The organism is Sphingomonas molluscorum (assembly GCF_039522995.1).
Classification (GTDB): domain Bacteria; phylum Pseudomonadota; class Alphaproteobacteria; order Sphingomonadales; family Sphingomonadaceae; genus Sphingomonas; species Sphingomonas molluscorum.
In genome coordinates this window covers 152,717-164,967 of sequence record NZ_BAAAEL010000012.1, presented here as the reverse complement: position 1 = coordinate 164,967, position 12,251 = coordinate 152,717, and the positions used below count along the sequence as shown (strand labels likewise).

The window sequence follows — 12,251 nt, the reverse complement described above, 5'->3', positions numbered from 1 at the left end:
AGGCCTCGTGGGCCCGGGACCACCCTGGACGATTGGCCGTTCGCCCCGCCATGGGTCCGCCGCAGGAGAGAAGAGGAGGCTCTTTGAGAGCGTCGCAGATGCGACGTTTTAGAGGAGTGAATGACATGACTGTTTCGAAAACTGTTGGAGAATTCCGCAACGTCAACGGGGCGCTGGTGGGCTTCATCGCCTGCGGCGAGATCGACCTTCCCCGCGCCCGGCTGAAGCCGATCAGCAGCAACAATCCCCGCGCACCCAAGTTCGAGGTCGAGGCGATCAACCGCAACGGCCGCTGGGTGCCTTACGGCGCATTGTTCGAGGCGACCGCGATCAACACCACCGGCGAGATCTTCTACTCGGGCGAACTGGACGACCAGTCCTGGCGCTTCCCGATGCAGGTCGCCTTGTTCGGGACCGCCGAAGAAGGGTTCCGGGCTTCGTGGCGCCGCGACGACATGGCGCGTCCGGCCGGCAGGGCGCAGCGCAACCGCGGCGGTGAGGATTATGAGGGCGGCGAGCGCAGCATCGGCGGGGGCGAACGCCGCCCGTCGGGCGGTGGGTTCGGGGGCAGCACCGCGCCGCTCGACGGTGAGGGCGGGACCCGGGGCTTTGCCGGCGATCTCGACGAGGACGTGCCGTTCTGAGGCCAGTCCGATCGGCCGGGGGGCGCTGCGCGCCTCCCGGTTTCTCCCTTCCTCATACCGTTCTTTGAAAGGACCCAACCGATGACCAGGCACGAACCCGTGCGCAGCATCGCCCGCTTCGCCGACCTCAAAACCCTCTATGCCGAGATGACAGCCACCCCCGAATTCCAGGCCGCCTTCGGCGATCCCCTGCCGCTGTCGATCATCGAACCCGCCGACGAGCCGGGCGAACATGGCATGCCCGACGAACTGGCGGCACAGGCCGATAGCGCCGGCGTGATCGCGACGCTGTTCGACCTCTTCGCCGACACGCGGCTGGAGCCGCTGGCGGCCGAGATCGCATGGGGGTTCGTGAACTCCTTCCACTTCGTCGCCGGCAAGCTCGAGCGCCGGGAGGACAGTCTCGCCGACGAGATCGGCGTGCTGGCGCGCAATCCCGAAGGCGGCGAGGTTTATAACCGCGAGCTCGAAGAGAAGCAGCTTCTCTGCCAGTCGACCGCCGAACAGCGGCTCGCGATCGAGACCATGCGCGATTATGCGGCCGAGATGTACCGGGCGATGTCGGGCTGGCCCTGGTCGCCGGCGCGGGGGTCTCGCGCGTCGCGCACGTCCACCGCAAGCCAGATCGCCGCGGTCGATTTCCTGCGGGCGCGCCAGCTCGAACTCCGCGATCGGCACAACCCAAAAGGGCCGATCGTCATCTTCTCCGGACCTGCCGTCTGGCACGATGTCGACCTGCTGTGGGAGCGGCTCGATCTGGTCAGAGAGCAAATCCCGCACATGATTCTGATCACCACTGCGCAGCGTGCGGGGGCGGATCTCATCGCCGAGAAATGGGCCGCGCAGCGCAAGGTCCAGACCGTCCGGTTCAACCTGATGGGCTCGGGCATGAAGGCGGCCTTCTCGCGCAATCGCAAGCTGCGCGATCTCAACCCGGTGATGGCGGTCCTGTGCGAGGGGTCGGGCGTCCAGGCCAATCTCTATGAGGAGCTCGATGCCGCCGGCGTGCCTATCCATGCCTTCCGCAAATCCGACCAGGCGCCCGACAAGGGTATGCCGGTGCGCAGTCTTGCAGGCGGCAGGCGGCGAGAACGCCGCCGCGCCGCCGCGGTCGCAGCTTGAACCACGGGAGGATATCATGGCCATCCCGGACGCCTTCCGCCGCAACTTCTCGACCCTGCTGCGCGCAGCCGAGTCGGGAGACCTTGCTCTTGTCGAATGCACCGACGTGCAAACCGGAGCCTCGCTACGTGATTTGCGCCGTCGGCCGGGAGGATGGCGACTATGTCATCACGCCCTTCGGGCATCTCCATGATGGCAACCCGTTCGAGGCGTATCGACCACCCGAGAGCTCGCTCCACTGAGGCCCGGGGGCTCGCGCGAGCCACCGGCGTTGGACGGCCGAAGCGGACAAAGGGTCCGCGTCGTCCGATGCGATTCGGGGGGCATCGAGCCCCCCGAATCACAGCCTCTTCCTCTCTCTCAAGTCGTCTTAGTGTGGCACGGGACGCACCGGCCTCAAGGACGACGGGGCCCCACCATTTTCTTTGGCGGTCGAGGGCGGCGCATCCTCGCAACGGGTGTGCGGCGCCAAAGAAAATCGTGACCCCCATCGCCGCTGAAGCGGTCGCTACGCGATCCTTGACCCCGATGCTCGGAGCCCGTGCAGGGGAAATGACCTCTTTCAAGAAAAAGGAGGTTCACATGACCACGATGTTCCGTAGCACCCGCAGCTTCTCCGAAATCGCCGATCTCATCGCCGCCGAGACCGCCCAGCCCAGCGATGCCTTCGCGCAAGCCTTCTCCTCCGACCTGGACGGGGTCCGGGTAATGCGGGGAGAGGATGAACTCCTCGGCGACATGCCCGATCCGATGGAGGTCCAGCTTGCCACCGAGATGCTGATCAGCACCGTCTTCGATGTTCTGCGCGATACCCGGTTGGAGAAGGTCGCCGAGCGGATCGCATGGGGCATCGTCAACAGCCTGCACAGCACGGCGCGGGGTCTTGCCGGCCAGGCCGACGACGCAGCGCGCGCGGTGAGGGATCTCATCCGCTGCGCCGATGGCAGCGAGGTGATGATGCGCGAACTGGAGGAGGCGCAGCTCAAATGCCAGGAGCATGACGAGGCCAGCGACGCCATCGCCTGCATGCGGGACCATGCCGCCGCCGCGTTCCGGAACGAGACCGGCAAGCCCTGGTCTGCGGCCCGCGGTTCACTGGTGTCGAGCAAGCGCACCGCCTCGGTGATTGCCGCCACCGATTATCTCGCCGCCCGGCGCGACCGCAGGATCGACCAGCACCACCCGCAGGGGCCGCTCGTCGCCTTCTCAGGCGGGGCGCAATGGGAGGATTATCGCGCCATCCACACCGAGCTGGACAAGGCCAGGGCGCTGGCCCCGAACATGGTGCTGCTGACCACGGCACAGGACAGCGGTGCCGATGCGATCGCCGAAGCCTGGGCCGCGGCGAACGGCGTCAAGGTGGTGCGGTTCGACCTGCCGAAGGGACTGGGCAAGCGCGCCGGGTTTGTGCGCAACGACCGGATCGTGGCGATGAAGCCGGTGCATGCGATCGTCTGTGAGGGCTCAGGCATCCAGGGGCATCTTGCCCGGGTCCTTCAGGAAGCGGGGGTGCGTCCGCGTCTCCTCCGCCGGGTTCAGGCGCCTGGCGCAGCCGCGCGGTGACGAATGCGAAGGGACGGCTCGGGTCATTCCCGGGCCGTCCCTTTTTTTGTCGGGCATACAGGATTGCCGGGCTCAGGGACCCGGCAGAAGGCCGGGCCCGTCGCCCGACGATGCGGCGCCCCGAAAAGGGGGCACCGGCCTCCTGCGCGTGGCTCCGCCATGCTCGTCGCTGGGCCGCCCTGCGGGCGACATCGTCATGATCAGCGGGGCTGGGCCGGCAGCGCTTTCAGCGCCGCCAGGGAAGGGGATCCGCCCGCACGAATGGCCTGGACGACGAGATCTCTGAACTCGCGTTCGGTGAGCCTTTCGACTTCCAGTTCGGTGACGGCAGCAGCATATTTGCCGCGCAAGGCGCGGCGCGCCGCCTCGACTTCGTCATCGAGTTTACGGCGGCGGGATTCGAGATCGACGAGCCGTTCGCGTTCGGTCTGTTTCGGCATATCCATGTTCCTTCACATGGGTCTGCCCGCCAAGCCCGCATCATCCAAAAGAGCGCGCTCGCGCGCAAGTCCATTCTTGTTGGGTCCCCTTCGGGGGAAGCCACGCCCGTGCCCGGTCGAGGCTGCGCAGCGCTCAGGGCGCTGCGGAAGGGAGGACGCACGCCCGGAGGCGAAGTAATGCACCGTACGCACGGGTGCTGCGATGCTCTTTTCGCCAGTTATTTTAAAGGCTTATGCGTGGCACAGGTCGGCAGCCGATTTGGCGCAATCTGGCCGCCACTGGCAGCCATCCGAGATATGCCGCCGGCTCAAGTCATTGAGCTTGCTTAACTCAATCCAGCTGCCGGCGGCTGCCGCCACAAATCCTTGAGATCGCGGCCTAATTCCGCTATAAGGGCGACGCTTCATCATGATCGTCAGGGTGCCAGACGGGAGTCTCGCCCCTTGGCTCGTATCACCATCCGTCTCGACGACGCGCTGTTCAGGCGCCTCGACGGACGCGCCCGCGACGCGGGATCCCCCACCGCCGCTTACTGTCGCGACATCCTCGAGCGCTTCGAGGGCACCGATCCGTCGGGATATCACGCGCGCTTCGACGAGCTCCACGCGACCTGCATTCAGGCGCTCGCAATCCTTGCCGCGTCGGTCGGCAAGCGCACGCCAGAGGTCCTCGAACAGGGGCTGGACGATGCGCGGCGGCTGCTCCGGGAAAGGGGGCTGCTCGATCCCGAGCAGGACCGGCCATGAGCATTTTTCGCCACGACACGCTGGGGAGCTGGACCCGGGGTGGCCAGGCCATCGTCCACAATGTGCGGATGACCACGCAGGTCTTCTATCAGACCCTGGTCGCGGGGCTCGTGATCTGGGTCGGCGGGGTCATCTGGTACGCACTCGAAAAGTCCTCCGAATATGAGCGCTTCGTCCTGATGAAGCTCGCGCAGGCGAGCGTCATGGGGGATTCCATCCCCGGCAACGCGACCCCGTTGCTGTTCAAGACACCGGACGGCCGGCAGTACTGGACCTCACCGAAAGGCCTGCTGGAATCGGGTGTCGCGCACCGGACGCTCGAGGCCTTCGAGACATACCTCATCCATGGGGCGGCGCTGTCCGGCGTGTTCGCGCTCGCGATGCTGTTCTGGGCCTGGTTCTACTTCACCCGGACGGGGAGGGGGCTCGGCTCCAACCAGTTTCTGCGTGGGGCTCGGTTCGGCACCGTCCGGCAGGTGCGGCGGGCGCTCTGGCGGAGCGCTCGCGGCAGCTTCGAGATCGGCGGTGTGAACGTCCCCGATGCGTTCGAGCCCGAACATATCCTGATCTGCGGCGCCCCCGGAACGGGCAAGACCAACATCATCATCAAGATGCTCGACGGGATCCGCCAGCGCGGCAAGCGCGCGATTGTTTATGATACCGCAGGTACCTTCGTCGAGAAATTCTACCGCCCCGGCACCGACATCCTGCTCAACCCACTCGACGTGCGCTCCGACCGCTGGTCCCCCTGGGTCGATGTCCCGCGCGACTATCACTACGACCAGATCGCGGAGTCGACGATCCCGGATAAAGCGGGCGATCCGTTTTGGGCAAAGTCTGCGCGCGGAACGCTGGTCGCAGTGATGCGCAAGCTCGCCCGGCAGCAGCGCACGCTCGTGTCGATCCTCCTCGACACCCTGCTCAGGTCGAAGTTGAAGGATCTGGCCGCGTTCGCGCAAGGGACCGACGCTGCCGCCTTCATCTCCCTGGAGGGGGAGCGGACATCGGCAGGTATCCAGGCCGAGCTTGCCTCGGTGATGCGCTCTTTCTCCTATCTCGATGACACCGAGGACGGGCTTTCGATCCGCGACTGGGTCGCCAACGAAAAGGATGACAGCTGGCTGTTTATCACGGTGAAGGCGGACCAGTTGCCGTCGCTCCGGCCCCTGATCACGGTCTGGCTCGATATTGCGATCAGCGCCATCATGAGCCTTTCCGCCGACCGCAACCGCCGTCTCTATTGCGTAATCGACGAGCTGCCTTCGCTCCAGAAACTGCCGTCGCTCTCGGACTTCCTGGCGCGCGCCCGCAAATATGGCGGGTGCGGCATCCTCGGCTTTCAGTCCTATCCGCAGCTCGAGGCGACCTACGGCATTCAGGATGCCGCGGCGATCACCGGCTATTGTTCGACCTGGGTGGCACTGCGCGCCAACGACACCCCGACCGCGAAGCATGTCTCGGAGAATCTGGGCCAGGTCGAGCAGGTCGAAGCCAATGAGGGCATGTCTTACGGCGTGAACGATATGCGCGACGGGGTGAACCTCTCACGCATGCAGGTCACCCGGCCGCTAGTCATGCACACCGAGGTGACCAATCTGCCCAACCTGTGCGGTTATCTCCGCTTCGGGCGCAATCTGCCGGTCGTACAGTTCCAGGATAGCTACAACCGCGTGCCGTCCGTCTGCGTCGCGTTCGAGGAGCGGTTGTCGCCCCCGGCGCGCATGGCGATCGATCCGCTCGCCGCGTCTGAGCCGGCCACGCAGTCGGAACCTGTAGCGACCCGCCCGCCGGCGAAGCGGCGGCGTGCGCATCAAGAAGAGGCGACGGATGAGCTACCGTTGGCGCCTGCGGTGTCCCCAGCGGAGGCGCAGGAAGCGCCACCATCAGATGAGCCAGTTACGCCGTCGTCGAGCGGCTCCACGGGCGACATCGAGCCGGTAATCGTGACGCCCCAGCTCACATTGTACGGGAGGGCAACTGCGTTCCGGCTTAAGCAGCACGGTCGGCGTGACGGCGACCGCAATGCGGCGGACCCGGCATGATCCATCCCCGCCGCCTCAAGGGCACGCCCGCCAACATCGCGAAATATTACACCGTCGGCGATTATTACACCAAGGGCGGCGACGAGCCGTCCGAATGGGGTGGCAGGATCGCCGCCGAGCTCGGGCTGGAGGGCAGGGTCGATCCCGCCATCTTCGCGGACCTGCTCGCGGGAAAGGTCGGCGACCAACAACTCGGCCGGCACCGGGCCGATGGCAGCATCCAGCATCATCCGGGCTGGGACTTCGCGGTCAGTGCTCCGAAATCGGTATCGATCATGGCGCTCGTTCACGGCGACGAACGTCTGGTCGCGGCGCACGAACGCGCGGTCGGGGTCGCACTCGATTATCTCGAAGAACACGCGATGCTCCGGCATCGATCGAACGGCGAGATCGTCCATGAGACGACCGGGCGCCTGATCTTCGCGAAGTTCACCGAACATGCGTCGCGTCAGCTCGACCCCCAACTCCACACGCATGTCGTGGTTATGAACATGACCAACCGCGACGACGACGGCCAGATGGTCAGTCTCGAAACCCGGGCGATGTATGTCGAGCAGATCGTCGCCGGGCAGGTTTACCGGAACGAGCTGGCACATGAGATCCGGGAGATCGGCTATGAGGTCGCCTCGGACCCTCGCACCGGTCTGTTCGAGATCCACGGTCTTCCTCGCGACCTCATCGTCGAGAATTCCAAACGGTCCCAGGAAATCGAGGCGCATGCGAAGGAGCATGGGCTGACGGGGCAGGCGGCTCGCCGCAAATCGTTCTACGAAACGCGACCCCCGAAGCAGAAGGTCGGCGTTGACGAGCTGCGTGACCGCTGGGCCGCCGCATCTGAAAAGCACCGCGATGCGATGCTGGAGGTGCGCGCCGAAGCCGATCAGACCGGCGACCGCAACCTTGCTCCAGATCCCCAGCTATCCGCCCGCGCCATGTTATTCGGCATCCGCCAGGCCGAGACACGCGAGGCGGTAAACAACCTGGGACGGATGTTCCGCCTCGCACTTGCTTCCCATGTAGGGGAGGTCCGCCTCTCGGATGTCCGACCGCTGGTCGAGGAGCATGAGAAGCGGTTCAAGCTGCTCGCAACGCCCCATCAAACCGGCGACGCGGTCCATACCCGCGGACGGACGACGCGACGCACCGCCCGGTTGGAACTGGCGCTCTCGGAGCATCTCTCGCTGTCGCTTGGCGACGCCTCGCCGATCTCGACCCCCGAACGCATCCGCGCAGTCTTGGCGGAGCCAAGGCTCAATCCCGCACAGGAGGCGGCGCTTCTCCACATCGGCACGACCAGCGATCGGCTGGTCGGCGTTCACGGCGTCGCCGGCGCAGGCAAATCGACATTGGTGAAGGCGCTCAACGAAGCTGCGCCGCGGGGAACGACGCTCATCGCGCTCGCTCCAACTTCGTCGGCAGCCGCCAATCTTGGCGCCAGTGCGGGGATCGAGTTTCGCACCGTTGCCAGTCTGGTCGCCGGGGGCGGACGCAATATCGATGATGGCTATGTCCTGGTGCTCGACGAAGCCGGGCAACTCGGCAACCGCCAGGCGCTTCGCGTGCTCGAGATCAGCCGTATGACGGGGGCACGGCTGATCGTCCTGGGCGACAACAAGCAGACCGGTGCCATCGAGCAGGGCAAGGCCTTTTGGCTGTTGCAGAAGCTCGGGCTGCCGACGGCGGAACTGACCGAATCGGTCCGGCAGGAAACCCGGATGATGAAAGCGGCGGTCACCCAGGCGCGCCTGGGCAATTATGCCGCGTCGCTCGAGAACCTGGACAAGGTTACAAGCGGAGGGGACGCCGAAGCGCTCGCCAAGGGACTGGTTGGCGAATGGACGCGGCTGAAGCCGGAGAACCGCGCCAACACCAACATCCTCGTTCTGGAGAATGCCACCCGCCTGATCGTCAACACGAAGATCAGGGAGGCGCTGAAGACAGAGGGCGCCATCGCGGCCGAGGAGGCCCGTCTGTCGGTCCTGACGCCGTCCGGAATGACCGACCAGGAGAAACACTTCGCCCGGTTCTATTCGGGCGGACAGGTGCTCGTCTTCTCGCGGGACAATGCTGATCTGGGGATCGCGCGCGATGCAGAATATCGCGTCGTCGGGATCGGGCGCGACGGGCGAGGGCGGCAGGTCGTCCGGTTGATCGATGAACATGGTCGCACAATCCGCTGGGATCCTCGCATCGGGAAGGCGTCGCAGGTCAATGTGTTCCGACAGGAAGAGCGCGACCTGTCGAAGGGTGACCGGATCCAATGGCGTCTCGCCAGCAAGGACCTTGATCTCAAGAATGCCGAACGAGGCACGGTGGAGAGTCTCGACGGAAGCCGGGCGACGATACGGTGGGACCGCGACGGCCGGCTCCAGTCGATCGACCTCGGCGAGCATAAGACCTGGGATCATGGCTACGCTGAGACGGTCTATTCGGCGCAGTCGAAGACTTACGCTCGCGCCTACGTCCTTGCTCCGGTCAATTCCGGTCTGGTGAACGGACAGAATTACTACACCGCGATCACGCGAGCCCGGTTTGGTGTGAAGCTCTGGACAGAGGACCGCGACCGGCTCGTCGATAAGCTGGAGCGCCATTCAGGAGAGAAGACGTCGGCACTGGAGGGCTTGGGGCGCCTCGGTCGAGATAGCCACAAGGAACGTGAGGCCCGCCATGGAGATCGGTGGGACCGCCTGCGTGAGCAGCAGCGCAGCGACCGCGGTGCGCGTAAACAGCGGATGGAAGCCGAGCGAGAGGCGCGCCACGGCCTCGAGCAAGGCGGGTTGGCCTATCTCCTGGCGGGACGTGCGCAATCCGCGGCTGGTGCCGTGGACAAATGGCTGACGGGCATCCTGGCCCGCAGCATGGAGAACCCGGCGCGGCCGGCTACCCAATCACAGGCCGAGCCGGCTCAGGCGCAGCAGCAGGATCATGGAGGCAGCCATGATCACTAGTGCCTCGCCGCAGCTGGCCGCGGCGCGGCGCACCATTGTGTCATTCGGCCCCGAGATTGCCCTGGCGATTGCCGTGGCTCTTATTCCACTCCCGTCGTTCGAGGCCCGTGCCGCGAAGCCGAGGTCATCGGATGAGCCAATCGTCGCAGCGTGTATCGCCCGGTCAGCTGGTGGTCGTGCCTGGCTCGGGAAAACCCTCTGGGGATTGCGCGATCAGGAGGGGGGATGGATTGGCGCCGAGATCGCGAATGGCGACGGCAGCCATGATCTCGGGCCGCTGCAGGTCAACAGCTGGTGGGTGCCCCGCCTCGCCGCCGTAAGCGGACGGCCGGAGCGCCACATCCGGCATTGGTTGAAACAGGATGCGTGCTTCAACGTCGAGGCTGCTCGCTGGATATTCCTGTCCGGGCTGGCAACAACCGGCGACTATTGGAAAGCGGTCGGCGTCTATCATAGTCCGACCGGTTGGAGGCAACGCAGATATACAGCGAGTGTCGTCAAGCATCTGCGACGGCGATTCGGCTCGAACCTTTTCGTAGGGACCGCGCGCCCTGCCTCGGCTGCGACGCAATGAGAAGACGGCGCCGACCACGACCGTCCGGGACGGGCATTGTGCCTCCCGCCGTAGACGAAGTGAGAGCAATCGAGGCCGCGCGTGTCCAGGTGCCGAAATTGGCCCCGCTACCGACCGCCGCTTTGCCCCCGGATCCAGAGCCTCCTCAGTCCGTGCGACCAAACCCCTTGCTGGGATTCGGGCCGCAACGAGTTTCCAGGCGCTCGCTATTCTCTCCCGGGCTGGTGGCCGACGCCCGGGCTCATTTCGAGGCGCGCTTGGCTCGACCGGTTAGCGATGACGAAGCGAGAAAATTTCTTGGCGACCTAACGGACTATTTTTTGGCCTTCAAGGGCCAATATTCGCGTCAGAAAGGCGATGGGGATGGCTAAGTAAAACAAAGAAAGCCCAAGTAAGGCACATATCGAACTTGTAGAACTTCATTCAAAAACTGGAGGAAGGGTGGTATATTGTGAGTGAGGAGATCAGTAGACATGGCAAAACCGCGCGCAAAAACCGTACAGGCAATGGCTAAGCGTATTGTTACCGAGCGCAACAAGGCCGTTATGTACGCACGGGTATCGACAAGTGAGCAGGAGAAGGAAGGGTTTTCTATCCCGGCCCAGCTGAAGCTGATACGGGAGTATGCCGACCTGAACGGGATTTCGGTTGTTGCCGAACACGTCGACGTCGAGACCGCCAAGCGGGCCGGCCGGGTCGGATTTGAGGAAATGCTTCGGTACATCCGGTCGCATCCCAGCGTCAGGACGATCCTCGTCGAGAAAACCGACAGACTATACCGTAACCTGAAAGACTGGGTGACGGTGGACGGGCTGGATATCGAAATCCACTTCGTGAAAGAGAATGTCGTCCTCTCCCGAGATTCGCGATCTTCGGAAAAGTTCATGCATGGCATCAAGGTGCTGATGGCCAAGAACTACATCGACAACCTCTCCGAGGAGACGCGCAAAGGGATGCTCGAAAAGGCAGAGCAGGGCATTTGGCCGACCTGCGCGCCACTGGGCTATTCGAACGTGATGGGCCCGCTGGGGAAGAAGGTCATCGTGCTCGATCCGGAAGTCGGACCACTGGTCACCCGTGTGTTCGAATGGTTCGAGAGCGGCCAGTATTCCATCAAAGAAGTCACCCAAATGGCCAATGCGGCGGGCCTGCGCTATCGCAAAAGTCAGAAGCCCGTCGGGGGCAGCACGATCAACACCATGCTGCGGAATAGGATCTACACCGGTTCGTTTGAGTGGCTCGGCAAGACGTACAAGGGGTCTCACACGCCGCTCACGACCTACGCGACATGGTCCAACGTGCAGGAGATCCTCGATGGACGGTCCATCTCTAACGTTCACGGTAATCGGCTGCAGTTTGCCTACACAGGGCTGATCACCTGCGGCCACTGTGGCTGCGCGGTCACCGCCGAGCTTAAGAAGGGCCGGTATATCTATTACCACTGCTCGAAATTCAAAGGTCGGTGCCCAGAGCGCTACGTCCGGGAAGAGGTGCTCGACGAGCAGTTCGCCGCTGTCCTTCGGCTGCTCAAGCTGGACGACGTGACATTCGGCCTCATCGAGCGGGCCCTACGCGAGAGCCATGCCGACGAGCGACGCGACCGTGACGAGACAATAGCGCGGCTCCGGGCGGAAGCCGATCGCCTCCAGCACCGGCTCGATAAGCTCTACCTCGATAAGCTAGATGGGCGCGTCACGGATGACTTCCATGATCGGGTTTCAGCGACCTGGCGCGAAGAACGTGATCGGACTCTGCGAAACATGGAGAGCCTCCACTGCGCCGAAGACGACCTGATCGACGACGGCCTGGCGCTCCTGGATTTCGCCCGGACGGCTCACAACCGCTTTGCGGAGCAGTCTCTGGTGACCAAAAGAAGGGCTCTGAATTTGGTATTATCGAACTCGAAATTCGCCTTCGGCGAACTGACGGTCAGCTTCCGCGAACCATTTGGAATTCTTGAGAAAATTGCCACCGATGGTGGATCTGATCCGACCCCTTCGGGGGGGCGAAATGCCCCCCGAAAGGAAATGGCTCCCCGGGCCTGATTCGAACAGGCGACCGATCGATTAACAGTCGATTGCTCTACCGCTGAGCTACCGGGGAACGCTTCGGAGGCGCGCCTATAGCAGCGGGTTTTCGGATCTGGCAAGCACCCCGCGCGGCTTTTTTCC

Annotated in this window: 9 protein-coding genes, 1 tRNA gene and 1 pseudogene; 9 read left to right on the top strand and 2 right to left on the bottom strand. The window is 64.2% G+C overall.

The window, feature by feature from the left end:
• Window positions 1-125 precede the first annotated feature (125 nt).
• The 4 genes and pseudogenes from ABDZ92_RS13565 to ABDZ92_RS13550 all read left to right on the top strand — a co-directional run bounded on the left by ABDZ92_RS13565 (window position 126) and on the right by ABDZ92_RS13550 (window position 3,329).
• Window positions 126-644, top strand: a complete 519-nt coding sequence (locus ABDZ92_RS13565; RefSeq protein ID WP_343763314.1) for a DUF736 family protein — start codon at window positions 126-128, stop codon at window positions 642-644.
• An 81-nt stretch (window positions 645-725) separates the two neighbouring features.
• Window positions 726-1,766: a DUF2493 domain-containing protein gene (locus ABDZ92_RS13560; RefSeq protein WP_168846118.1), complete on the top strand. Its 1,041-nt coding sequence runs from the start codon at window positions 726-728 to the stop codon at window positions 1,764-1,766.
• A pseudogene (locus ABDZ92_RS16990) lies at window positions 1,660-2,008 on the top strand (DUF6117 family protein). Before ABDZ92_RS13560 ends, ABDZ92_RS16990 begins: the two are co-directional and overlap by 107 nt.
• Before the next feature lie 340 nt (window positions 2,009-2,348).
• Complete coding sequence (locus ABDZ92_RS13550) at window positions 2,349-3,329, top strand: SLOG family protein (protein ID WP_343763308.1); 981 nt, start codon at window positions 2,349-2,351, stop codon at window positions 3,327-3,329.
• Between the two features lie 200 nt (window positions 3,330-3,529).
• On the opposite strand, the gene ABDZ92_RS13545 is transcribed toward ABDZ92_RS13550, so the two are convergent.
• Window positions 3,530-3,769, bottom strand: a complete 240-nt coding sequence (locus ABDZ92_RS13545; RefSeq protein ID WP_168846115.1) for a hypothetical protein — start codon at window positions 3,767-3,769, stop codon at window positions 3,530-3,532.
• A gap of 444 nt (window positions 3,770-4,213) precedes the next feature.
• Here ABDZ92_RS13545 and ABDZ92_RS13540 point away from each other — a divergent pair, with 444 nt between their 5' ends.
• The 5 genes from ABDZ92_RS13540 to ABDZ92_RS13520 all read left to right on the top strand — a co-directional run bounded on the left by ABDZ92_RS13540 (window position 4,214) and on the right by ABDZ92_RS13520 (window position 12,125).
• The gene (locus ABDZ92_RS13540; protein ID WP_168846114.1) at window positions 4,214-4,516 is read left to right on the top strand and encodes a hypothetical protein; all 303 of its coding nucleotides are present in this window, start codon (window positions 4,214-4,216) and stop codon (window positions 4,514-4,516) included.
• A complete protein-coding gene (locus tag ABDZ92_RS13535; protein WP_168846113.1) occupies window positions 4,513-6,558 on the top strand; it encodes a type IV secretion system DNA-binding domain-containing protein in 2,046 nt (681 codons plus the stop codon). The genes ABDZ92_RS13540 and ABDZ92_RS13535 overlap by 4 nt, the downstream gene beginning before the upstream one ends.
• Window positions 6,555-9,506 carry a MobF family relaxase gene (gene mobF, locus ABDZ92_RS13530; RefSeq protein ID WP_168846112.1) on the top strand — a complete coding sequence of 984 codons (2,952 nt, stop codon included), beginning with the start codon at window positions 6,555-6,557 and terminating at the stop codon, window positions 9,504-9,506. Before ABDZ92_RS13535 ends, mobF begins: the two co-directional genes overlap by 4 nt.
• Complete coding sequence (locus ABDZ92_RS13525; protein ID WP_247650752.1) at window positions 9,496-10,080, top strand: lytic transglycosylase domain-containing protein; 585 nt, start codon at window positions 9,496-9,498, stop codon at window positions 10,078-10,080. Before mobF ends, ABDZ92_RS13525 begins: the two co-directional genes overlap by 11 nt.
• Before the next feature lie 473 nt (window positions 10,081-10,553).
• The gene (locus ABDZ92_RS13520; protein WP_343763295.1) at window positions 10,554-12,125 is read left to right on the top strand and encodes a recombinase family protein; all 1,572 of its coding nucleotides are present in this window, start codon (window positions 10,554-10,556) and stop codon (window positions 12,123-12,125) included.
• Here ABDZ92_RS13520 and ABDZ92_RS13515 read toward each other — a convergent pair.
• Window positions 12,109-12,183, bottom strand: a tRNA-Asn gene (locus tag ABDZ92_RS13515). The two genes, ABDZ92_RS13520 and ABDZ92_RS13515, sit on opposite strands and share 17 nt — an antisense overlap.
• Between the last annotated feature and the right edge of the window lie 68 nt (window positions 12,184-12,251).

Excerpts from the sequence above, each read along its gene's own strand:
- ABDZ92_RS13520 (WP_343763295.1), top strand. The coding sequence starts at position 10,554 with ATGGCAAAACCGCGCGCAAAAACCGTACAGGCAATGGCTAAGCGTATT.
- ABDZ92_RS13565 (WP_343763314.1), top strand. The coding sequence starts at position 126 with ATGACTGTTTCGAAAACTGTTGGAGAATTCCGCAACGTCAACGGGGCG.
- mobF (WP_168846112.1), top strand. The coding sequence starts at position 6,555 with ATGATCCATCCCCGCCGCCTCAAGGGCACGCCCGCCAACATCGCGAAA.
- ABDZ92_RS13560 (WP_168846118.1), top strand. The coding sequence starts at position 726 with ATGACCAGGCACGAACCCGTGCGCAGCATCGCCCGCTTCGCCGACCTC.
- ABDZ92_RS13550 (WP_343763308.1), top strand. The coding sequence starts at position 2,349 with ATGACCACGATGTTCCGTAGCACCCGCAGCTTCTCCGAAATCGCCGAT.
- ABDZ92_RS13545 (WP_168846115.1), bottom strand. The coding sequence starts at position 3,769 with ATGCCGAAACAGACCGAACGCGAACGGCTCGTCGATCTCGAATCCCGC.
- ABDZ92_RS13535 (WP_168846113.1), top strand. The coding sequence starts at position 4,513 with ATGAGCATTTTTCGCCACGACACGCTGGGGAGCTGGACCCGGGGTGGC.
- ABDZ92_RS13525 (WP_247650752.1), top strand. The coding sequence starts at position 9,496 with ATGATCACTAGTGCCTCGCCGCAGCTGGCCGCGGCGCGGCGCACCATT.